24 protein-coding genes are annotated in these 20,284 nt (G+C 52.5%); 12 read left to right on the top strand and 12 right to left on the bottom strand.

Going from position 1 to position 20,284, the window contains the following annotated elements; genetic code table 11:
• Positions 1–266: 266 nt before the first annotated feature.
• Positions 267–1,433: a purine nucleoside transporter PunC gene (gene punC, locus NAZ64_RS02510; RefSeq protein ID WP_076935191.1), complete on the bottom strand. Its 1,167-nt coding sequence runs from the start codon at positions 1,431–1,433 to the stop codon at positions 267–269.
• A 112-nt stretch (positions 1,434–1,545) separates the two neighbouring features.
• On the opposite strand from punC, the gene punR reads away from it, so the two are divergent.
• Entirely contained in the window at positions 1,546–2,478 is a 933-nt protein-coding gene (gene punR, locus NAZ64_RS02505; RefSeq protein WP_000269523.1) for a DNA-binding transcriptional activator PunR, read from the top strand.
• On the opposite strand, the gene purR is transcribed toward punR, so the two are convergent.
• On the bottom strand, positions 2,475–3,500 hold the full coding sequence (gene purR, locus NAZ64_RS02500; protein ID WP_000190992.1) for an HTH-type transcriptional repressor PurR: 1,026 nt from the start codon (positions 3,498–3,500) through the stop codon (positions 2,475–2,477). The two genes, punR and purR, sit on opposite strands and share 4 nt — an antisense overlap.
• A 295-nt stretch (positions 3,501–3,795) precedes the next feature.
• Here purR and cydH point away from each other — a divergent pair, with 295 nt between their 5' ends.
• Positions 3,796–3,885: a cytochrome bd-I oxidase subunit CydH gene (cydH, locus tag NAZ64_RS02495; RefSeq protein WP_000102277.1), complete on the top strand. Its 90-nt coding sequence runs from the start codon at positions 3,796–3,798 to the stop codon at positions 3,883–3,885.
• Between the two features lie 82 nt (positions 3,886–3,967).
• Here the strand turns inward: cydH and sodB are convergent, their stop codons facing one another.
• The gene (sodB, locus tag NAZ64_RS02490) at positions 3,968–4,549 is read right to left on the bottom strand and encodes a superoxide dismutase [Fe] (protein ID WP_000007294.1); all 582 of its coding nucleotides are present in this window, start codon (positions 4,547–4,549) and stop codon (positions 3,968–3,970) included.
• A gap of 126 nt (positions 4,550–4,675) precedes the next feature.
• Complete coding sequence (locus NAZ64_RS02485; RefSeq protein ID WP_023223549.1) at positions 4,676–5,497, bottom strand: C40 family peptidase; 822 nt, start codon at positions 5,495–5,497, stop codon at positions 4,676–4,678.
• A gap of 335 nt (positions 5,498–5,832) precedes the next feature.
• Between NAZ64_RS02485 and grxD the strand changes: the two genes are divergently transcribed.
• Positions 5,833–6,180, top strand: coding sequence for a monothiol glutaredoxin 4 (gene grxD, locus NAZ64_RS02480; protein WP_000108176.1), 348 nt, complete (start codon positions 5,833–5,835; stop codon positions 6,178–6,180).
• Positions 6,181–6,257: 77 nt separating this feature from the next.
• On the opposite strand, the gene rnt is transcribed toward grxD, so the two are convergent.
• The 4 genes from rnt to NAZ64_RS02460 all read right to left on the bottom strand — a co-directional run bounded on the left by rnt (position 6,258) and on the right by NAZ64_RS02460 (position 9,237).
• Positions 6,258–6,905: a ribonuclease T gene (gene rnt / locus NAZ64_RS02475; RefSeq protein ID WP_001282270.1), complete on the bottom strand. Its 648-nt coding sequence runs from the start codon at positions 6,903–6,905 to the stop codon at positions 6,258–6,260.
• A gap of 100 nt (positions 6,906–7,005) precedes the next feature.
• Entirely contained in the window at positions 7,006–7,413 is a 408-nt protein-coding gene (gene gloA, locus NAZ64_RS02470) for a lactoylglutathione lyase (RefSeq protein WP_001237787.1), read from the bottom strand.
• 68 nt (positions 7,414–7,481) lie between these two features.
• Positions 7,482–8,579 carry an alkene reductase gene (gene nemA, locus NAZ64_RS02465; protein WP_220569219.1) on the bottom strand — a complete coding sequence of 366 codons (1,098 nt, stop codon included), beginning with the start codon at positions 8,577–8,579 and terminating at the stop codon, positions 7,482–7,484.
• A 58-nt stretch (positions 8,580–8,637) separates the two neighbouring features.
• Complete coding sequence (locus tag NAZ64_RS02460) at positions 8,638–9,237, bottom strand: TetR/AcrR family transcriptional regulator (RefSeq protein ID WP_001041823.1); 600 nt, start codon at positions 9,235–9,237, stop codon at positions 8,638–8,640.
• Positions 9,238–9,339: 102 nt separating this feature from the next.
• Between NAZ64_RS02460 and NAZ64_RS02455 the strand changes: the two genes are divergently transcribed.
• From NAZ64_RS02455 to sodC2, 3 genes are all read left to right on the top strand, one after another.
• Complete coding sequence (locus tag NAZ64_RS02455) at positions 9,340–9,579, top strand: DUF1289 domain-containing protein (protein ID WP_001538148.1); 240 nt, start codon at positions 9,340–9,342, stop codon at positions 9,577–9,579.
• 50 nt (positions 9,580–9,629) lie between these two features.
• The gene (locus NAZ64_RS02450) at positions 9,630–10,526 is read left to right on the top strand and encodes an aldo/keto reductase (protein ID WP_000250721.1); all 897 of its coding nucleotides are present in this window, start codon (positions 9,630–9,632) and stop codon (positions 10,524–10,526) included.
• 79 nt (positions 10,527–10,605) lie between these two features.
• Positions 10,606–11,127 (top strand): superoxide dismutase [Cu-Zn] SodC2, encoded by a 522-nt coding sequence (gene sodC2 / locus NAZ64_RS02445; protein WP_115286051.1) that lies wholly within the window; start codon positions 10,606–10,608, stop codon positions 11,125–11,127.
• On the opposite strand, the gene NAZ64_RS02440 is transcribed toward sodC2, so the two are convergent.
• The 3 genes from NAZ64_RS02440 to NAZ64_RS02430 are packed head-to-tail and all read right to left on the bottom strand — an operon-like array spanning position 11,103 to position 14,241.
• Entirely contained in the window at positions 11,103–13,142 is a 2,040-nt protein-coding gene (locus NAZ64_RS02440; protein ID WP_061377344.1) for an FUSC family protein, read from the bottom strand. The two genes, sodC2 and NAZ64_RS02440, sit on opposite strands and share 25 nt — an antisense overlap.
• The gene (locus tag NAZ64_RS02435) at positions 13,142–14,002 is read right to left on the bottom strand and encodes an efflux RND transporter periplasmic adaptor subunit (RefSeq protein WP_001527784.1); all 861 of its coding nucleotides are present in this window, start codon (positions 14,000–14,002) and stop codon (positions 13,142–13,144) included. The genes NAZ64_RS02440 and NAZ64_RS02435 overlap by 1 nt, the downstream gene beginning before the upstream one ends.
• A gap of 2 nt (positions 14,003–14,004) precedes the next feature.
• Positions 14,005–14,241, bottom strand: a complete 237-nt coding sequence (locus tag NAZ64_RS02430) for a DUF1656 domain-containing protein (protein ID WP_000649755.1) — start codon at positions 14,239–14,241, stop codon at positions 14,005–14,007.
• A gap of 194 nt (positions 14,242–14,435) precedes the next feature.
• On the opposite strand from NAZ64_RS02430, the gene slyA reads away from it, so the two are divergent.
• The gene (gene slyA / locus NAZ64_RS02425; RefSeq protein WP_000764551.1) at positions 14,436–14,876 is read left to right on the top strand and encodes a transcriptional regulator SlyA; all 441 of its coding nucleotides are present in this window, start codon (positions 14,436–14,438) and stop codon (positions 14,874–14,876) included.
• Positions 14,877–14,923: 47 nt separating this feature from the next.
• Here slyA and slyB read toward each other — a convergent pair whose 3' ends face one another.
• Positions 14,924–15,391 (bottom strand): outer membrane lipoprotein SlyB, encoded by a 468-nt coding sequence (gene slyB, locus NAZ64_RS02420; RefSeq protein WP_000597179.1) that lies wholly within the window; start codon positions 15,389–15,391, stop codon positions 14,924–14,926.
• Between the two features lie 272 nt (positions 15,392–15,663).
• Between slyB and anmK the strand changes: the two genes are divergently transcribed.
• From anmK to pdxY, 5 genes are all read left to right on the top strand, one after another.
• Positions 15,664–16,785, top strand: a complete 1,122-nt coding sequence (anmK, locus tag NAZ64_RS02415) for an anhydro-N-acetylmuramic acid kinase (RefSeq protein WP_000835021.1) — start codon at positions 15,664–15,666, stop codon at positions 16,783–16,785.
• 87 nt (positions 16,786–16,872) lie between these two features.
• The gene (mliC, locus tag NAZ64_RS02410; protein ID WP_001132086.1) at positions 16,873–17,202 is read left to right on the top strand and encodes a C-type lysozyme inhibitor; all 330 of its coding nucleotides are present in this window, start codon (positions 16,873–16,875) and stop codon (positions 17,200–17,202) included.
• Positions 17,203–17,260: 58 nt separating this feature from the next.
• The gene (gene pdxH, locus NAZ64_RS02405; RefSeq protein WP_001282334.1) at positions 17,261–17,917 is read left to right on the top strand and encodes a pyridoxamine 5'-phosphate oxidase; all 657 of its coding nucleotides are present in this window, start codon (positions 17,261–17,263) and stop codon (positions 17,915–17,917) included.
• 126 nt (positions 17,918–18,043) lie between these two features.
• Entirely contained in the window at positions 18,044–19,318 is a 1,275-nt protein-coding gene (tyrS, locus tag NAZ64_RS02400; protein WP_000168626.1) for a tyrosine--tRNA ligase, read from the top strand.
• A 59-nt stretch (positions 19,319–19,377) separates the two neighbouring features.
• Positions 19,378–20,238, top strand: a complete 861-nt coding sequence (gene pdxY, locus NAZ64_RS02395) for a pyridoxal kinase PdxY (RefSeq protein ID WP_000789736.1) — start codon at positions 19,378–19,380, stop codon at positions 20,236–20,238.
• The last annotated feature ends 46 nt before the right edge of the window (positions 20,239–20,284 follow it).

Genomic DNA, 20,284 nt, shown 5'->3' with positions numbered 1-20,284 from the left:
GTGAGAAATCCCACGGGCAATTCCGTGAGCCAGTTATCCGACGTAGAACAGAGGAAGGGAGGAACCCTTGCCGAAAAGGCCATCCATGGTGAATCGGGAACGCTCCGGTTCCCGTTAATGCCTAATAATTATCGTAATATAAACAACCGTGAATCAGTATAGGCCGCAATTTTTGATGATTCAACCGAAAATTGTTAGCGTGCTAATTACTGGCAGTTAACAAGTCTTTAGTGGGACTTGTCGTGGGCGACATTGGCATGGGGAAATCAGGTCTCAGCGCAATCTGCATGAGACTGCATTTTGTAACCTAACGCCGCCAGAACAACGGTAGAGAGCATTACGCTGGTGGTGGTCAGCAGCGGCGTGCTGATGAGCCATGAAACTACCAGACTTGCCAGGAAACATAACCCCAGTTGCAGCGTATTTTGTAGCGCCGCAGCGCGTCCCGTGGCTTGAGGGAAAGGGCGTAACGCTTGCGCGACGACGATAGGGTAGATGGCGCCATTAGCAATCGCCATTACGCAGAAAGGAATCAGTATCTCCACCAGTGAGGCATTATTCAGGAAGCCCGCTCCCCAGGTGGCGATAACGCTCAGCGCATACAGCCCTAACAGCCACGGAAGCAATTGGTAGCCCTGCCATTTTTGTAGCGCCGCGCGGCAACCATATCCGCCAATCAGAAAAGCGATGGTTTGCGGAACATAGCTCAGGCCAATCACTGCCGGGCTGTAACCCATCGCGCTGAGAATAAACGGGGACCCTGTTAGCCACGCAAAAAAGCTGGCGGAACAGGCGGCATAAATCAGCACATTACCGCGATAGGTTTTAGAGCGTAACAACGTCGCGAAAGTGAGTTTATCCTGTCCCTCGGTATGCGCTTTTACCGATGGTTTTAAGCGCAGCGCCGGTAACATCAGCAACAACGTAATCACGAACAGGGTGGCGAAAATCGCCTGCCATGAGAAATGCGTCAGTATCCAGCTTCCCAGTAAGGGCGCAAGCGCCGGGGATAATCCCACCAGAGGCATGATAGTGGCGAAGATACGATTAATTTTTTTCGAAGGATAATAATCGGTCACCAGCGCTTGCCAGATTACCGTTGCCGCACAAACGCCGACGGCCTGCACAAAGCGCAGCGTCAGCAGTGCTGCCGCGCTTTCTACCCACAGCATCCCCAGACTTCCGAGCGCAAAGATAGATAACCCCAGCAGTAAAATCGGTTTACGGCCATAACGATCCGATAGCGGTCCCCAGAGGAGTTGCGCGACGGCAAAGCCAGCTAAAAACAGGCTGAGGCTGGCGCTGACAGCGGCGGCAGGCGTTTGTAAATCCGCCTGTATGGCGGCAAATGCGGGCAGGTACATGTCCGTAGCCAGAAATCCCAGCACGCTAAGACCGGCTAACCAGACTAAAAAACCTTTTCCAGGTTGCATATTTGTTTCTCTTTCTTATCAGACAGACATTGTCGCAGAGTGTAGGGAGTGAAATTACGGTTGTGAAACGTTAATATTTGTCCAGTGAATTCAAAATTTTTGTAGGCAAATTATGTGGTCGGAATACTCGCTTGAAGTGGTTGACGCCGTGGCGCGCAATGGCAGTTTTAGCGCGGCGGCGCAGGAACTGCACCGTGTGCCTTCAGCAGTCAGCTACACCGTTCGTCAGCTAGAGGAGTGGCTGGCCGTACCGCTTTTTGTACGACGTCACCGTGATGTTGAACTGACGCCTGCTGGCGTCTGGTTTTTAAAAGAAGGGCGTTCTGTTATCAAAAAAATGCAGATCACTCGCCAGCAGTGTCAGCAAATTGCTAATGGCTGGCGCGGGCAGTTAGCTATTGCGGTGGACAATATCGTCAGACCTGAACGTACCCGGCAGATGATCGTCGATTTCTATCGTCATTTTGACGATGTGGAACTGCTGGTTTTTCAGGAGGTGTTTAACGGCGTCTGGGACGCGCTCTCCGACGGGCGTGTCGAACTGGCGATTGGGGCGACGCAGGCGATTCCGGTAGGGGGACGTTACGCTTTTCGGGATATGGGGACCCTGAGCTGGAGCTGCGTAGTGGCAAGCGATCATCCGCTGGCGTCAATGCCTGGGCCGTTAAGCGACGATACCCTGCGCAACTGGCCGTCGCTGGTCAGGGAAGACACTTCGCGAACCTTACCGAAACGGATTACCTGGCTGCTGGATAACCAAAAAAGGGTCGTCGTACCGGACTGGGAGTCATCGGCAACCTGCCTGTCGGCAGGACTATGCGTGGGAATGGTGCCGACGCATTTTGCCCGACAGTGGATAGACAGCGGAAAATGGGTGGCGCTGACGTTAGAGAATCCGTTTCCCGATGCGGCCTGTTGCGTGACGTGGCAGCAAAACGAGGCCTCGCCCGCGCTGGCATGGCTGCTGGACTATTTGGGCGATAGCGAAACGTTGAATCGGGAGTGGCTGCGGGAGCCAGAAGAGGCTCCCGACAGCGGGGATTAACGCCGATAGTCGCGGAACGGGCCGTCAGCGACCGAGCGACGCTCAACCAGGCGTGGATGAACTTCAATAGACTGTGACTCTTCACGCTTATTGACGATGCGATCCAATAGCATATTAAATGCGGTTTCGCCTAAAGAGTCTTTGGGCTGGTGAATCGTCGTCAGCGCCGGGGTGAAGAAACGGGCGTTACGCACATTGTCATAACCGATCACCGAAACGTCCTGCGGTACGCGAAGCCCCATTTCGTCAGCCGCGCAAAGCGCGCCCATCGCCATAATATCGCCGCCGCAGAAAACGGCGGTAGGGCGATGTGACTGCGATAAAATTTGCTGCATCGCGTGGTAACCGGATTCCGGCTCGAAGTCGCCCTGAACAATCCAGTTGTCCGGCACGTTGATCAGCGCCTCCTCCATGGCTTTCATAAAGCCTGCGAGCCGGCCCGCGCCGGTGTTGCGCTCCAGCGGGCCGGGAATAACGCCAATATCCCGGTGGCCGCGCTCAACCAGATAACGACCCGCCATATAGCCGCCTGCAAAGGCGTTATCAATCACCGTGTCGGTAAAATCGGCCTTCGCTTCACCCCAGTCCATCACCACCATCGGAATATGGCGATACTCTTCCAGCATGGAAAGCAGAGGTTCTGGATACTCAGAACACATCACCAGCAGGCCATCCACGCGCTTTTGCGCCATCATGGACAGGTAGGCGCGCTGTTTTTCCAGGTTATTCCAGGCGTTGCCTAAAATCAGCGTATAGCCTTTCTGGAAACAGTTTTTTTCAACTGCCTCGATAATTTCGGCAAAATAGGCCGCTTCGCTGCTGGTCGCCAGTAAGCCTATCGACTTGGTATGGTTAACCTTCAGGCTACGCGCGACGGCGCTGGGAGAGTAGTGCAGCTCTTTAATTGCCGCCCAGACCGCGTTACGCGTTTCTTCAGCGACAAAACGCGTTTTGTTGATTACGTGTGATACAGTTGTAGTGGAAACGTTTGCTCGTTTCGCTACATCTTTAATTGTTGCCATTACATTTCACTCCAGACCCTCGCTAAGCTCCTGAGAAACGCCAGGTAAACGTTTGCCTACACACACCCTAATCGCAACATCAGGGTTGCGGCACGCCGGAAAAACGACACGGAACGTCAGGAAGGGGTCAATGGCCGTTACGCTAATTCAGTAAGCCTGGAATTTTGTCTGATCTTGAGGAAAAGGGGAAGCGTTAAAAACAGTTATCAATATAAAACATGAGAGATTTTTGTGCGGGAATGTGCAAAAATGCGCTATATCACTTTTTGTGTGGGAATAAAAAGGAGAAAACTTGATGAGTACCGACCTGAAATTTTCGTTGATTACTACGCTGATTGTTCTGGGCGTGATTGTCGCAGGTGGATTAACGGCCGCTCTGCACTGATTTCCTCTCTTCTGAGGGTGGGCGTCTCCTCTATTCTATCCCTCTCTAAAACGCAGAAGGCGTACCTTCTGCGTACTCAGACTTATGCGGCGAGATTTTTCGCAACAAATTCCCAGTTAACCAGCGCCCAGAAATGCTCCAGATAGTTTGGACGGGCGTTGCGGTAGTCGATGTAATACGCGTGTTCCCACACATCAACCGTCAGCAACGGCGTTGCATCCGTAGTCAGCGGCGTACCGGCATTTGAGGTAGAAACGATAGCCAGTTTGCCATCAGCGCTTTTTACCAGCCATGTCCATCCGGAACCAAAGTTTTTGATAGCGGCATCGGTGAACTGCGCTTTAAATTCCGCGAAGCTGCCAAAAGATGCCGCGATAGCATCAGCCAGTTTCCCGGTCGGTTCGCCGCCAGCGTTTGGCGCCAGGCAGTTCCAGTAGAAGGTGTGGTTCCATACCTGAGCGGCGTTATTAAAGATACCGCCTTCGGAGGCTCGCACGATCTCTTCCAGCGATTTGCCTTCAAACGCCGTGCCTTTGATCAAATTGTTAAGATTGGTCACGTAAGTCTGATGATGTTTGCCATAGTGATATTCCAGCGTCTCAGCAGAAATATGCGGTGCCAGAGCATCTTTGGCATACGGTAATGCAGGTAATTCGAACGACATTGCTTCTCTCCTTATTATTAATATTGCGCACGCACAATAACCCTGGTGCGCGTAAGGATAGGGTAGCAAATTGAGAGGTGGCGCAAAAGAAGAAGTTATCCTGTCGTTAAACGACAGGATAAAATATTAGCGAATTGTTTTAGGCGTCATCACCCGACGGGCGCCGACATAATGACGCTGCCAGTACTCTTCGTTCAGTGAGGTGATCTTAATTTCCTGACCGCTGCGCGGAGACTGGATAAACTTACCGTTGCCGACATAGACGCCAACGTGATCGGCGGTGCCGCGCCCCTGCGTACGGAAGAACACCAGATCGCCGTTTTTCAACTCGCTACGCTCAATGGGCGCCGCGTCACGCAGGTGATACATCTCATTCGCCGTTCGGGGGATACGGATCTTCACTAAATCTTTATAGGCATAATACACCAGACCGCTGCAATCAAAACCGGTGCGCGGCGACGCGCCTCCCCAGTGATACGGTTTACCAATCTGATTCATGAGCTTGGACATCGCGGTTTTCGTCGCTTTTTGTACTTTTGCACGATGCGCATCGGCAATAGAGACCGGCAATGTTCCTTTCCCCTTCACGCAGTGCGGCTTACGGCCTTTACGCGTCGTGCATTTTTCCGTTACGTCGAGGGCGGCGATTGACGTGGGCGCGGTTCTGTTACGACGATGCGTCGTATGACGAGATTTCGTGGAGGCGGTGGTACGTTTTGGCGTAGAAGCGGAAGAAGAACGGCTGGTTTTTGAGGTTTTTTTTACGTTTTTTTTGTTGGTCTTACTGATCTTTTTCGTTGTGCTTTTCTTTTTATCTGCCGTTTTCGTGACATGAGAAACAGCAGGCGTCGCTTTGGCTTGCCTGGAAGCATGGGCCATTGGCGTAAAAGGGAGAGTAGTAAAAAGTAAAGCACAGAGCGTGATCGAGATTTTGTTTATCCGCGCCACTGAGCAATCCTCTGTTAAAGGCAGGCGATTCATGCCTGCGTATGATTTACAAAACCTGATAATTCTAATCTACAAAAGCACAGATTGGTAATTGCTTTTGGTTTCTGAAGCTGTGTTTCGTTAACAGATGTAAAAAAAATAGCAATTAATGCTAAACACGAACGCGTTATCTACAAATCACTGCGTGGCAACCCGCTTAAAAGATATTTTGTATACAACTTATTCCCGCAGACGGTAAAATAATAAGGCATGATGAAAATGTTATTTTCCGTTGCCAGCCTGACCCGTTACAATGACAGGCTTCGGTCGTAAAAGTAGTTTAAGGAAGCGAGACAATGAGCACCACTATCGAAAAAATTCAGCGCCAGATCGCTGAAAACCCGATTCTCCTGTATATGAAAGGTTCACCGAAACTGCCAAGCTGTGGTTTCTCTGCGCAGGCCGTTCAGGCGCTTTCAGCCTGCGGGGAACGTTTTGCCTATGTTGATATCCTGCAAAACCCGGATATTCGCGCTGAATTACCGAAATACGCCAACTGGCCGACATTCCCACAACTGTGGGTGGACGGCGAGCTGGTCGGCGGGTGTGATATTGTGATTGAAATGTATCAGCGTGGTGAGTTGCAGCAGCTTATTAAAGAAACTGCGGCAAAATATAAAACTCAGGAGCCGGACGCAGAGTAATCTGTGAAAGGGGAAAGCGACCTGTAAAGGTCGCTTTTTTACTGCCATAGTAAGCAAGAGCGGCGTCGTTAGCCACGTTATTTGTCCGTCGGCAAAGGTAACGGCCAGCCGCCCAGGCGCTTCCAGCGATTGACGATTTCACAAAACAGTACCGCTGTCCGCTCGGTATCATACAAAGCGGAATGGGCCTTTTCGCCGTCAAACTCCATACCTGCCGCCAGGCACGCTTTTGATAACACCGTTTGTCCCAGCGCCAGTCCGCTCAATGCCGCGGTATCAAAGGTGACGAACGGATGAAACGGGTTACGTTTCAGCGAGGCGCGCTCTGCGGCGGCCATCATAAAACTGTGATCAAAAGTGGCGTTATGCGCGACCATAATGGCGCGGCTACAACCGCTTTCTTTGATACCTTTACGCACCATTTTGAAAATAGCGTGTAGCGCCTCATATTCACTCACCGCGCCGCGTAGCGGGTTAGAGGGATCGATACCGTTAAACGCGAGCGCTTCCGGCTGTAAGTTGGCTCCAGCGAATGGCTCCACATGGAAATGCAGCGTCATGTCCGGCATCAGCCAGCCTTGTTCATCCATTTTCAGCGTGATGGCGGCGATTTCGAGCAGCGCATCGGTTTTAGCGTTAAATCCTGCAGTTTCAACGTCGATGACGACAGGATAAAAACCACGAAAACGGTCGCACAGACCGGAAAGTTGAGCGTTATCGGACATCTGAGTCTCTTAATACGAAAAAATGCAGCGCGTATTATGGCAAATTTTACGCCGGGATGCAGTAAAACAACGGGCGCAGTGACCTGCGCCCGGCGGGGGATCAGTTACCCAGACCGCGGCCTGCGTCTTTAGCTTCAATCAATTCGATTTTATAGCCATCCGGATCTTCAACGAAGGCGATGATGGTCGAACCGCCTTTTACCGGCCCCGCTTCACGGGTCACGTTGCCGCCGTTCTGACGAATGCGTTCACAGGCTTCAGCAGCATTGTCAACGCTCAGCGCGATATGCCCGTACGCATTGCCCATGTCGTAGCTCTCAACGCCCCAGTTATAGGTTAGTTCGATAACCGCTTCTTCCGTTTCCGGACCATATCCCACAAAGGCCAGTGAGTATTTGTATTCCGGATTCTCACTGGTACGCAGCAATTTCATGCCCAGAACGTTGGTGTAAAAAGCGATGGAACGCTGCAAATCGCCGACGCGCAGCATAGTATGCAATAAACGCATTTTCGTTGTCCTTAAAATAGTCAAGATATTCAAAGTATAGCGGCGATGTGCGGCCGCTATCAATGAAATTACAGAGTAGGGTAGTCAGTGTAGCCTTCCGCGCCGCCGCCATAAAAACTTTCGGGACGCTGTGGATTAAGTTCCGCTTTACGTTGCAGACGCGCCACCAGATCCGGGTTAGCGATGTAATCGCGACCAAACGCCACGGCGTCAATCAACCCTTTTTCGATCAGATCTTCCGCTTTTTCTGGCGTATAGGCGCCAGCGCCGATGATGGGACCGTGGAAACACGCGCGCACTTTTTCACGGAACGCGTCGCTGTACGGTTCGCCGCCCGCCCAGTCTGGTTCAGACATATGCAGATAAGCAATGCCGCGTTTGCCTAACGCTTCAATCAGATAAAGGGCGTCAGCCTCTTCATTCGGGCCGTTATCGACATTCTGGAAAGTGCCGACAGGAGAAAGGCGGATGCCGATACGGTCCGCGCCCCATTCCTTAATGCCTGCATCAACCACCTCCAGCACCAGACGGGCGCGATTCTCTACGCTGCCGCCGTACTGATCGCTACGGTGATTAGAAGACGGTGAGAGGAACTGGTGCAGCAGATAACCGTGCGCGGAGTGCAGCTCCACCAGATCGAAGCCTGCCTCTCGGGCATTGGCAATAGCCTGGCGGAAATCGTTGACGATCCCTGGAATCTCGTGAGTATCCAGCGCGCGCGGCGTGGAAGTCTCTACGCGGATGGCCTGGCCGTTTTCGTCACGCAAAGAGGTGCGGGTTCCCGCATTGATAGCGGATGGCGCGACGGGCGCTTGTCCGCCTGGTTGCAGGCTGGCGTGCGAAATACGGCCAGTATGCCACAGTTGCACCGCTATATGGCCGCCCTGAGCATGAACTCCCTGAGTGATTTTTTTCCAGGCGGCGATCTGCTCATCGCTGTGTAATCCCGGTGCGCCGGCATAGCCTTTCGCCTGTGCGGAGATTTGTGTGGCTTCGCTGATGATCAATCCGGCGCTGGCGCGTTGACGGTAATATTCCGCCATTAACGGCGTAGGAATGTCGCCCGGTTCAATACTCCGCAAACGCGTCAAAGGCGCCATAAATACGCGATTTGTCGCCGTGATGGCACCCACCTTGAGGGGGGTAAACAATTTTGCTGATGACATAGTGGCTCCTGATATAAGTAGACCGGTCGTCTTGTAATAAAGGAAATAAAAACGCCTGTTACTGCTCAGGCGTTGCAATGATGGTCTTAACATGCGCCAACGCATTTTCCAGCGGCGCGGCGCTACGGGATATTTTGGCCTGCAAATTGGCGCCCAGCCACAGGGCATAAAGTACCTGCGCCTGTGGCAACGGCTGGCCGGTGAAATGTAAACAGTGGCTATTACGGCCATCTTCCAGCGCGCGTGCAAGCAGTGCCATGATCTCCTGCGCCCCTTTATCCATCGTAGAGCGCATATCCTCCGACAGATCGCAGACCTCCGCTGACAGTTTCACTGTCAGGCAACCGCTGATGGCGCCTTGCTGGCAAAACTGCTTTAACGTTTCCTGATACCAGGCGAGAAGACGATCGCGATGATTACCGGGACCGGAGGTGAAGTGCGCCGTAAGACGCTGATGATAGCAGGCATAATGTCGCTCAAGCATGGCGACGCCGAAGGCTTCTTTCGAGCGAAAGTAGTGATAAAACGACCCTTTAGGCACCTGGGCGGTTTTGAGCAACTCGCTAAGCCCCATGCCGGTAAAACCCCGCTGCATACAAAGCTGCTCGCCGGTGGCCAGCAGATGTTCGCGGGTATCGTGTTCGGTTTGCTTATTCATAGCAGGTAGTATAGTAGACCAGTCGGTCTACTGCAAGCAGAGTTGCCATAATGTCAGTTAGCGTCTTCAATAGTCATAAGCGCCAAACGTTGAGGAGGGGATGTGGCCGAGCAGTTGGAGTTTTTTCCTGTAGCAAGCCCATGTCGCGGTATCTGTCAGTCTGATGAGCGTGGCTTTTGTCGGGGCTGTATGCGCAGCCGCGACGAACGGTTTAACTGGCAAAAAATGAGCGATGCCGAGAAACAAAATGTACTGCGGCTTTGTCGCCAGCGTTTCTTGCGTAAAATACGCGCAAACAAGCCTCTCCCATCGGAAGATCCTCAACAACCTTCACTCTTTTAAACGCGGAATTGCGTATACTCAACCTCATTATTCTCTATGAGGAATCTGTTATGGTTCAGCGTGTCACCATCGCTCCACAAGGCCCGGAGTTTTCGCGTTTTGTCATGGGTTACTGGCGTCTGATGGACTGGAATATGTCCGCGCGTCAGTTAGTGAGTTTTATCGAAGAACATCTGGATTTGGGCGTCACTACCGTTGACCATGCGGACATTTATGGCGGTTATCAGTGCGAAGCGGCGTTTGGCGAGGCGCTAACGCTGGCGCCGCATTTGCGGGAAAAACTGCAAATCGTTACCAAATGCGGTATTGCGACCACCGCCAGAGCGGAAAATAGGCTCGGTCATTATATTACCGATCGCCGGCATATTATTCTGAGCGCCGAACAGTCATTAAAAAATCTAGCGACAGATTATCTGGATATGTTGTTAATTCACCGTCCCGATCCGTTAATGGATGCGGATGACGTCGCCGAGGCGTTTCAACATCTGCACCAAAGCGGCAAAGTACGCCATTTTGGCGTTTCTAATTTTACACCAGCGCAATTTACGTTGCTGCAATCGCGCCTGCCGTTCACCCTGGCGACCAATCAGGTGGAGATCTCGCCGGTTCATCAGCCTTTGTTGCTGGACGGCACATTAGATCAATTACAGCAACTGCGTATTCGTCCGATGGCCTGGTCATGTCTTGGCGGCGGTCGGCTGTTTAATGATGAGGCTTATCAGCCGTTGCGCCAGGAACTTTCCGTTATCGCGCAAGAACTCAACGCCAGTTCTATTGAACAGGTGGTCTATGCCTGGATTTTACGTTTGCCGTCGCAGCCGCTGCCGATTATTGGCTCGGGTAAAATCGAACGCGTACGCGCCGCACTAGAAGCGGAAACGCTGTCATTGTCGCGTCAACAGTGGTTCCGAATCCGCAAGGCGGCACTGGGTTATGACGTGCCGTAATCGCCAACTCGTTGACTTTCCGTTCATGTTTTCGCCAGTGGTTTACACTTAACAGGCGACCACATGTAACGGAGGTTTTATGAAGCGATTAAGTTTAGCGATGGTGACGCTGCTGGCCTGTGCGGGGGCGCAGGCCGCCAGCGAGAAAGTAGAGATGAATCTGGTGACGGCGCAAGGCGTAGGACAGTCTATCGGCACCGTCGTCATCGATGAAACCGAAGGCGGCTTAAAATTTACCCCACACCTTAAAGCGTTACCGCCGGGCGAGCATGGTTTTCACATTCATGCCAAAGATAGCTGCCAGCCCGCGATTAAAGACGGCAAAGCGGTTGCCGCAGAAGCCGCTGGTGGTCATCTGGACCCACAAAATACCGGCAAGCATGAAGGACCGGAAGGCCAGGGGCATCTGGGCGACCTCCCGGTGTTAGTCGTTAATAATGATGGTATCGCCACCGAACCGGTTATTGCGCCGCGTCTGAAGTCTCTTGATGAAGTGAAAGATAAAGCGCTCATGATCCATGTGGGCGGCGATAACATGTCCGATCAGCCGAAACCGCTCGGCGGCGGCGGAATGCGTTACGCCTGCGGCGTCATTAAATAACCCGGAGACAGCGTTCCCTGCGCTGGAGCCTGTTCCAGCTGCGACAGCGAACAGTGTAAACGCCAGATAATCGCCGCCAGTTCATGCGCGGCGGGCTGATGATGATGTGCGAGCGTGTCGCAGATACGCTGTAATTCCTGTAGCGTGACGGCAAGCGGGCGTTGCTGCACGCCGCGCTCGCTCATCACATCGCGCAGCAGGGATATACAAATATCCCGCACCCGGGAAAGCGGATCGGAACGCGACTCCCAGGCGCGCAGCTGCCACACCACATGCGAGCAGTTCAGCAGTACCACTCCCCAACGTAATAACCACCGGCGCGCCAGCGCATCCTGGCTATTGCTGAGCTGACTGACGTGATGATAGGTCAGCGATTCAAACTCGCTTTCGCTATGGGAAGGGTGACGGCTAAGCTGATCGACGAAATCCCGGCGTAGCGCGCGGATATGGCGGCGGCTTTTTACGGCATCGGAACCGGGGCGTAAAATCGCAAACGCCAGCCAGGAAATCGCGACGCCGACGATCTTGGCGGTATTATCGTTAAGGAAGTCGGCGAAGTCGTACACCGGCGGATTGGTCACGGCGATGAATGAGCCCATAAAAACGATAAGCTGCCCCCACAGTCCCGCCAGCTTAGGCATCTGCAGTTTAAGCAGTTGCATCGTGACGAACAGCGGAAAAAGGAAAAGTAAGAATTGCCACAGATCGGTGATTTGCACCATCAGGCCAAATTTCACCACGAAGCTGAATAAGGACAGCAGCACTAAAGTACGCATCAATAAGGTGAGCGACTTAAACGGCGTGGCGACGATGGAGTAGAGAACGCAACTGATCGCCGCCAGGGTTAATGCGCCGGGTCCTGATTCCCATTGAGCGCCAATACTCCAGGCGCCAATCACCGTGAGCGTACAAAAGGTACGCACACCGCTCCAGATGGCCTCTGCGTTATCCGTATGCCGCGCAAGGCCGGGAGTGCGGCGGATATGGATTTGATCCACCGGCGCGCCGCTTTCAATCAGATATAACTGACGGCTGCTGCGCAGATATAAGTGGCAAAAATAGCGTAATCGCTGCCAGAACGCGAGGTGACGATAATCCTGTTCATCCTGCGGGCGTAGCGGCGCAATAATCCGCGCCACGGTGTAGCTGTCCGCGCGCGGTTTCGCCAACTCAGCTAAGAGTTGTTCAATGACTTCGCGGCTGTTTTCCGGTGGCGTCGGCCAGTTTAAAAGCATTCTACGCAGACTGGAGATCACGCTGGTTAGCCGTAATTGCTGGTGTAGCAATGCATTTAGCAATGCATTCTGGCGGCGAAAACGGTAATGACTCCAGAAGGCCTGAATACGCAGCAGGTTCATGGTCAGGATTTGCCCAATGACGCCCTCATGCGCGGAGCGGATGGCGTCGGTAGTCTCCGGCTGCCAAAGTAGACTGGCATGTTCCAGCAAGCGCGCATGCATGTTTTTCAACGCGGTGAGCAGGGCAGTGCCATCCGATGTGCTGGGTAGGATCATCATCATCATGCCGCCACAGAGGATGCCGACGATAACTTCACATACACGTGCCTGGGCGATATCCCACAACTGCGTGATTTCTACAATATTAACCATCGGGAACGCGATGATTGCCGCCGTGTAGCCGGACAACTGGAAAGCATAAGCGGCATTATTGGTAAAATGCGCGCAGGCCCAGGTACAAAAACCGATCCAGGCAGCCATGCTAAATAAGAACAACCAGGGTTCATTCAGCGTATGGCCGGCAATAATCAACGCGGCGGTCGCGCCGAGTAAACTCCCGGCAATACGCCCCAGACTTTTACTGATTACGCCGCCTACGGTCGGAAAGCTCACCACTGCGGCCGAAGTCATCGCCCAGTAGGGCTCATCCAGATTGAGATAATAAGCGAATGTCAGCGCGAGACACATAGCAATGGTATTGCGCAACGCGTAACGCCACTGGCCGGAGGTCGCTTTAAACCAGGGCGTATTTCGCAGGGCCGGCAGGGAGAGTTTCATTACCGCTGTCCAATGGCTACGCTGCAGGTAGTGCCGGAGACGAGCGTGATATCCTGCGGCAAAGCGTCAAATTCGATACGTACCGGTACGCGTTGCGCCAGACGTACCCACGGTACGTTGGGTTTGATATCGGGCACTAAACCGGAGTCGCTTTCCACGCTTTGGTCGTAAATAGCGCGCCCGATGCTGCCAACGTGACCCTGTAACTTAATATTGCCACTATACAGTGTTATTAATGCAGGCTCACCTTCGCGGATATGGCGTAGTTTGGTTTCTTCGAAATATCCCATTACATAAAATGAATGGCTATCTACCAGGGCGAAAAGCGGCTTACCGGTACTGGCATAATCACCGGTACGTGTGGAAAGGTTGGTCACCCAGCCGGATACCGGCGCTTTTACTTCCGTCTGGCTAAGCTGCCACTGCGCCTGTTTTAACGTTGCCAGTGCGACATCTACGTTGGCCTGCATCGCTTTAACATTCAGATTGGCGCTATCCAGATCTTCAGCAGAGATGTAGTTACGCGATAAATGTCGACGTCGATCGGCTTCATTATTCGCTTTTGCCAGATCGGACTGCGCTTTGGCCAACTGCGCCTGCGCGTTAAGTTCTGCAATATGGAAGGGCGTTTTATCAATGACAAAGAGAACGTCCCCGGCGTTGACGAACTGATTATCTTTGATATTGAGTTGGGTAATGCTGCCAGAAACCTGCGGCGTTACGCTGACCTGTTCCGCGCGGATTTTACCATCGCGCGTCCATGGCGATTGCATATAGTAATTCCATAACCACCACGCGGCCAGAACGGCGACAACGGCGACAATGAGAGTAGAAAAATATTTTATTGTTTTTAACGACATATTTACCACGCGATCAGTAAAACGAGGCCCAGACATACGCAAAGCGTAAAGAGGGAGAGATCCATTAACAGGGGATGCCAGATTTCATCAGAGTATATCCGGTCACGCAGGAGTCGGTGAATAAACAACCAGATAACGAACCCAAGCGCAAAGGCTTTAAAGAATGGCGGAAAGTAAACAGATGCTCCCAACATGAGATCTTGTAAGGGCAATCCTGTGGCGTTGAGTATACACTTCACAAGCAATGTTCCTTTGCGTCAGACATCAATGCTTTAGTTTTAGCCAAAACTGAAGCTACAGGTGCCAGGTGCGCACTATGTCTGAAAAAATGTCTATTGGTAAGCAAATTTAGCAATACATTTGTTTTGAGAATACAAATACTGCACACTATTCTAAAATCAGCATAATAACTTAGCAAGCTAATTATAAGGAGATGAAATTGGAATCGCCACTAGGTTCTGATCTGGCACGGTTGGTGCGCATTTGGCGTGCTCTGATTGACCATCGCCTCAAGCCTCTGGAATTGACGCAGACACATTGGGTCACGTTGCACAATATTCATCAATTGCCGCCTGACCAGTCGCAGATTCAATTGGCTAAAGCGATAGGCATTGAGCAGCCATCGCTGGTACGCACGTTGGATCAACTTGAAGATAAGGGGCTAATTTCGCGGCAAACCTGCGCCAGCGATCGTCGCGCTAAGCGCATTAAACTGACCGAAAAAGCGGAGCCGCTGATCGCTGAGATGGAAGCGGTCATTCATAAAACGCGCGGTGAAATTTTGGCTGGGATTTCTTCAGAGGAGATTGAGCTTCTGATTAAACTTATCGCCAAACTTGAACACAACATTATGGAATTGCACTCTCACGATTGAGGTGCAGGGGCATACGTGTGGCCATGTGACCACACGTAAAGCCTGGTTTAGCGTGGAGAGACAGTAACCTGGCTGCCATTGCTGGCCAGCACGACACGCTGACCTGCCGAGAAACGCGTATTTCCTTGTTTCTGCACAACCATAATGGTGTTGCCATCGTCTTTACGAATTTCCAGTTCCACACCCTGGGTTTTATTCATTGCGCTCTGGACGCCCTGGCCCGCTACGCCGCCAGCCACCGCGCCTGCCGCGGTCGCCAGTGAACGACCCGTACCACCGCCGATAGTGTTGCCGAGGAATCCGCCCAACACCGCGCCGCCGATAGCGCCAATCACGTTAGAATCATCACCGCCCTGAATTTGAACCGGACGAACGTTAACGATAGTACCGTACGTTACATTCTGAACTTGTTTAGCCTCGGATGCGGTATAAACATCACCCGAAAGGCTATCATTGTTAACACACCCCGCTAAGGATAACCCCATCAGTGAAACGGCCAGTACACGTTTAATCATTTACCCATCTCCTGTTCTTCACGAAACGCTATTTCAGCATCCCTATAGCTAAATTATATGGCATTTATGCAGTTAAGGTCATATCTTCTGCCAAAAGAATGTAAAAATCATAATCAGAAGTTAATTAACTAATCTTAAACGAAGTGGGAAGCAAGAAAAGATAGGTCATTGATATCCGTGGACGGCACGGCAAAAAACGTGACGCGGGCATCGCATTGCAAAATACGTTATGCCGAGTGTTAAGGCTTAACCCAGCTTAATAAGGAAGAGGTATGAAATCGGGCCGTTTTATTGGCGTTATGTCCGGGACCAGCCTTGATGGCGTGGATGTTGTACTGGCGGCAATTGATGAAACAATGGTAGCGCAACAGGCAAGTCTCACCTGGCCCATTCCCGTTCATCTGAAAAAAGGCATTCTCGATATTTGCCAGGGACAGCCGCTTACGCTCTCGCAACTCGGCCAGCTGGATACCCAGTTAGGCCGACTTTTTGCACAGGCGGTTAATGCGCTGTTAGCGCAACAACGTTTGCAGCCGCGGGATATCGTCGCCATTGGTTGTCATGGGCAAACGGTCTGGCATGAGCCGACCGGCGAGGCCCCGCATACGCTGCAAATTGGCGATAATAATCACATCGTCGCCCATACGGGGATTACAGTGGTCGGCGATTTTCGGCGGCGGGATATTGCGCTGGGCGGACAAGGCGCGCCGCTGGTGCCCGCTTTCCATCACGCGCTGTTGGGACATCCGACGGAAAAACGTATGGTCCTGAATATCGGCGGCATCGCCAATTTATCTCTGCTTTTCCCCGGGCAGGCGGTGCGCGGGTACGACACGGGGCCGGGTAATATGTTGATGGATGCGTGGATTTGGCGACAATGCGCGCAGCCCTACGACAAAGACGCGGCATGGGCGAAAGAAGGTCAGGTTATTCTTCCCTTGCTGCAAAAGATGTTGCGCGATCCGTACTTTGCTGCGTCGGCGCCCAAAAGTACAGGACGCGAATATTTCAACTATGGCTGGTTAGAACGTCATCTTACGGCTTTCCCTGGCGCAGACGCGCGCGATGTACAGGCCACGCTGGCTGAGCTGACGGCGGTCTCCATCGCCCAACAGGTGCTGCTCAATGGCGGCTGCGAGCGGCTGATGGTCTGTGGCGGCGGAAGCCGGAATCCGTTAGTGATGGCCCGTCTGGCGGCGCTGTTGCCCGGTATCGAGGTTTCGACCACCGATAAGGCGGGGATTAGCGGCGATGATATGGAAGCGCTGGCCTTTGCATGGCTTGCCTGGCGAACGCTCGCGGGCCTGCCGGGAAATTTACCTTCCGTGACGGGGGCTACAGAAGCCAGTGTTTTAGGCGCTATTTACCCGGCTAACCCAATAACTCAGAGTTAACTGAATTTTTCCCGGACTCTATATCGGTAAACTAGCAAGGTCAGGAAGGGGCGTTTGCCCTTCCAGAAGCAGGAGAGCTTTCGGGATATGCCTATGAAAAAGATCGCAATAATGTGTTTACCTGTGCTGCTGACCGGCTGTAGCGTTTATCAACAATTTGTTGAACGTATGCAAACGGATACGCTGGAATACCAGTGTGATGAGAAGCCGCTTACCGTTAAAGTCAATAACCCGCGTGAAGAGGTCAGTTTTGTTTATGACAATAAGCTGCTGACCCTGAAGCAAGGAATCTCGGCCTCGGGCGCGCGTTATACCGACGGGATTTATGTTTTCTGGTCGCAAGGCGAGAGCGCCACGGTCTATAAACGAGACAGAATTGTGCTTAATAACTGTCAGTTACAAAATCCGAAGCGTTGAGATTTTCAGTATGGGGGCGCACAATAGCGCCACCCACTGTTTATTTCTGATCAACGCCATGTCTGATAACGACCAATTGCAGCAGATCGCGCATCTGCGCCGTGAATACACGAAAGGCGGCTTGCGTCGCCGCGATTTACCCGCTGAACCGTTAACCTTATTCGAGCGCTGGCTTGGGCAAGCGTGCGACGCCAGACTGGCCGATCCGACGGCAATGGTCGTGGCGACCGTAGATGACAAGGGGCAACCGTACCAGCGTATTGTGTTGCTCAAGCATTATGATGAAAAAGGCCTGGTCTTTTATACCAACCTGGGAAGCCGCAAGGCGCATCAGATTGAGCACAATCCGCGTATCAGCCTGTTATTTCCCTGGCATATGCTTGAACGCCAGGTGATGGTGACAGGCAAAGCCGAGCGTCTCTCCACACTTGAGGTGGTGAGGTATTTCCACAGCCGTCCGCGCGACAGCCAGATCGGCGCATGGGTCTCTAAACAATCCAGCCGCATTTCCGCGCGCGGTATCCTCGAAAGCAAATTCCTGGAGCTCAAGCAGAAGTTTCAACAGGGCGAAGTGCCGTTACCCAGCTTCTGGGGCGGTTTTCGCGTGAGTATCGAACAGATGGAGTTCTGGCAGGGCGGCGAACATCGTCTGCACGATCGCTTTTTATACCAACGCGACGACGGCGCATGGAAAATCGACCGTCTTGCGCCCTAAAGATGCAAAAATCTTGTTTTAAGCACTGGTGCGGATGAATCCGCCGTTTTATGCTATGTCTCTTTCGCGTCTGGCGAAAAGTCGTGTACCGGCAAAGGTGCAGTCGTTTTATACATGGAGATTTTGATGGCAAGCAGTAACTTGATTAAACAATTGCAAGAGCGGGGGCTGGTAGCCCAGGTGACGGACGAAGACGCGTTGGCAGAGCGACTGGCGCAAGGCCCGATCGCGCTCTATTGCGGCTTCGATCCTACCGCTGACAGCTTGCATTTGGGGCATCTGGTTCCATTGTTATGCCTGAAACGCTTCCAGCAGGCAGGGCACAAACCTGTTGCGCTGGTAGGCGGCGCGACCGGTCTGATTGGCGACCCGAGCTTCAAAGCCGCCGAGCGTAAACTGAACACTGAAGAGACCGTTCAGGAGTGGGTGGCGAAAATTCGTAAACAGGTTGCCCCATTCCTGGACTTTGATTGCGGCGAAAACTCCGCCATCGCGGCCAATAACTATGACTGGTTCGGCAGCATGAATGTGCTGACTTTCCTGCGCGATATCGGTAAACATTTTTCCGTTAATCAGATGATCAACAAAGAAGCGGTGAAGCAGCGTCTGAACCGTGACGATCAGGGTATCTCTTTCACGGAGTTCTCTTATAACCTGCTACAGGGGTACGACTTCGCTTGTCTGAATAAACTGCACGGCGTTGCCTTACAGATTGGCGGTTCTGACCAGTGGGGGAACATCACTTCCGGTATCGACCTGACCCGTCGCCTGCACCAGAATCAGGTATTTGGTTTGACCGTTCCGCTGATCACCAAAGCTGACGGCACGAAATTCGGTAAAACCGAAGGCGGCGCTGTCTGGCTGGATCCGAAGAAAACAAGTCCGTACAAATTCTACCAGTTCTGGATTAACACCGCAGATGCCGATGTTTATCGCTTCCTGAAATTCTTCACTTTTATGGATATTGAAGAGATCAATGCCCTGGAAGAAGAAGATAAAAACAGCGGTAAAGCGCCGCGCGCGCAGTATGTGCTGGCCGAGCAGGTGACGCGCCTGGTTCATGGTGAAGAGGGGCTGGTTGCGGCGAAACGGATCACTGAATGCCTGTTCAGCGGTTCACTGAGCGCGCTGAGCGAAGCTGACTTTGAGCAGTTGGCGCAGGACGGCGTACCGATGGTTGAAATGGAAAAAGGCGCCGACCTGATGCAGGCGTTGGTAGACGCCGAACTCCAGCCGTCGCGTGGTCAGGCGCGTAAGACTATCGCCTCCAACGCTGTCACTATCAATGGTGAGAAACAATCCGATCCTGAATACATCTTTAACGATGAGGACCGTCTGTTTGGCCGCTATACCTTATTACGTCGCGGCAAAAAGAACTATTGTCTGATTTGCTGGAAATAAGGCATTAAGTAACAGGGAGTGAGAAATCACTCCCTTATTTTTGATGTTCAGGTAAAAAAATGAAGAATATCCTCGCTATCCAGTCCCATGTTGTTTTCGGACATGCGGGCAACAGCGCCGCCGAATTTCCCATGCGCCGTCTTGGCGCGAATGTTTGGCCGCTGAATACCGTTCAGTTTTCTAACCACACGCAATATGGTAAATGGACCGGCTGTGTCATGCCGCCCAGCCATCTGACTGAGATTGTCCAGGGGATTGCGGACATTGGCCAGTTAGCGCACTGCGACGCCGTACTTAGCGGTTACCTGGGATCTGCCGAGCAGGGAGAACACATTCTCGGTATTGTGCGCCAGGTTAAAGCGGCAAATCCGCAGGCAAAATATTTCTGCGATCCCGTGATGGGGCATCCGGAAAAGGGCTGTATCGTGGCGCCTGGCGTCGCAGAGTTCCATGTGCGTTATGCGCTACCCGCCAGCGATATTATCGCGCCTAACCTGATTGAACTGGAAATTCTCAGCAAACATAGCGTGAATAATGTGAATGACGCCGTGCAGGCGGCGCGTGAACTGATTGCTCAGGGGCCAGAAATTGTACTGGTAAAACATCTCGCCCGCGCCGGTTACAGTTCAGAACGCTTTGAAATGCTGCTGGTGACGGCACAGGAAGCCTGGCATATTAGCCGTCCGCTGGTGGATTTCGGCTCACGTCAGCCGGTTGGCGTTGGCGATGTCACCAGTGGTTTATTGCTGGTCAAACTTTTGCAGGGCGCGACGTTGCAGCAGGCGCTGGAGCACGTTACGGCGGCAGTCTATGAGATTATGATCGCCACCAAAACGATGCAGGAGTACGAACTGCAGGTCGTGGCGGCCCAGGACAGGATCGCTAACCCTGAACATTACTTCAGCGCAACGCGGCTGTAATTATTGCTGCTAAAAAGAGGCCGGATGGCGCTACAGTGAGCTATCC

This window comes from Salmonella sp. A1325 (assembly GCF_056991255.1).
The sequence above is the reverse complement of the archived record's forward strand: the minus strand, read 5'-3'. Positions and strand labels throughout refer to the sequence as shown.

Bases quoted from the DNA above. Each gene is read 5' to 3' on its own strand.
- tyrS (WP_000168626.1), top strand. From the start codon at position 18,044: ATGGCAAGCAGTAACTTGATTAAACAATTGCAAGAGCGGGGGCTGGTA.
- purR (WP_000190992.1), bottom strand. From the start codon at position 3,500: ATGGCAACAATTAAAGATGTAGCGAAACGAGCAAACGTTTCCACTACA.
- pdxH (WP_001282334.1), top strand. From the start codon at position 17,261: ATGTCTGATAACGACCAATTGCAGCAGATCGCGCATCTGCGCCGTGAA.
- sodC2 (WP_115286051.1), top strand. From the start codon at position 10,606: ATGAAGCGATTAAGTTTAGCGATGGTGACGCTGCTGGCCTGTGCGGGG.
- gloA (WP_001237787.1), bottom strand. From the start codon at position 7,413: ATGCGTTTATTGCATACTATGCTGCGCGTCGGCGATTTGCAGCGTTCC.
- sodB (WP_000007294.1), bottom strand. From the start codon at position 4,549: ATGTCGTTCGAATTACCTGCATTACCGTATGCCAAAGATGCTCTGGCA.
- punR (WP_000269523.1), top strand. From the start codon at position 1,546: ATGTGGTCGGAATACTCGCTTGAAGTGGTTGACGCCGTGGCGCGCAAT.
- mliC (WP_001132086.1), top strand. From the start codon at position 16,873: ATGCCTATGAAAAAGATCGCAATAATGTGTTTACCTGTGCTGCTGACC.
- rnt (WP_001282270.1), bottom strand. From the start codon at position 6,905: ATGTCCGATAACGCTCAACTTTCCGGTCTGTGCGACCGTTTTCGTGGT.
- NAZ64_RS02435 (WP_001527784.1), bottom strand. From the start codon at position 14,002: ATGTCGTTAAAAACAATAAAATATTTTTCTACTCTCATTGTCGCCGTT.
- grxD (WP_000108176.1), top strand. From the start codon at position 5,833: ATGAGCACCACTATCGAAAAAATTCAGCGCCAGATCGCTGAAAACCCG.
- slyA (WP_000764551.1), top strand. From the start codon at position 14,436: ATGAAATTGGAATCGCCACTAGGTTCTGATCTGGCACGGTTGGTGCGC.
- pdxY (WP_000789736.1), top strand. From the start codon at position 19,378: ATGAAGAATATCCTCGCTATCCAGTCCCATGTTGTTTTCGGACATGCG.
- cydH (WP_000102277.1), top strand. From the start codon at position 3,796: ATGAGTACCGACCTGAAATTTTCGTTGATTACTACGCTGATTGTTCTG.
- NAZ64_RS02460 (WP_001041823.1), bottom strand. From the start codon at position 9,237: ATGAATAAGCAAACCGAACACGATACCCGCGAACATCTGCTGGCCACC.
- punC (WP_076935191.1), bottom strand. From the start codon at position 1,433: ATGCAACCTGGAAAAGGTTTTTTAGTCTGGTTAGCCGGTCTTAGCGTG.
- NAZ64_RS02450 (WP_000250721.1), top strand. From the start codon at position 9,630: ATGGTTCAGCGTGTCACCATCGCTCCACAAGGCCCGGAGTTTTCGCGT.
- nemA (WP_220569219.1), bottom strand. From the start codon at position 8,579: ATGTCATCAGCAAAATTGTTTACCCCCCTCAAGGTGGGTGCCATCACG.
- NAZ64_RS02440 (WP_061377344.1), bottom strand. From the start codon at position 13,142: ATGAAACTCTCCCTGCCGGCCCTGCGAAATACGCCCTGGTTTAAAGCG.
- slyB (WP_000597179.1), bottom strand. From the start codon at position 15,391: ATGATTAAACGTGTACTGGCCGTTTCACTGATGGGGTTATCCTTAGCG.
- anmK (WP_000835021.1), top strand. From the start codon at position 15,664: ATGAAATCGGGCCGTTTTATTGGCGTTATGTCCGGGACCAGCCTTGAT.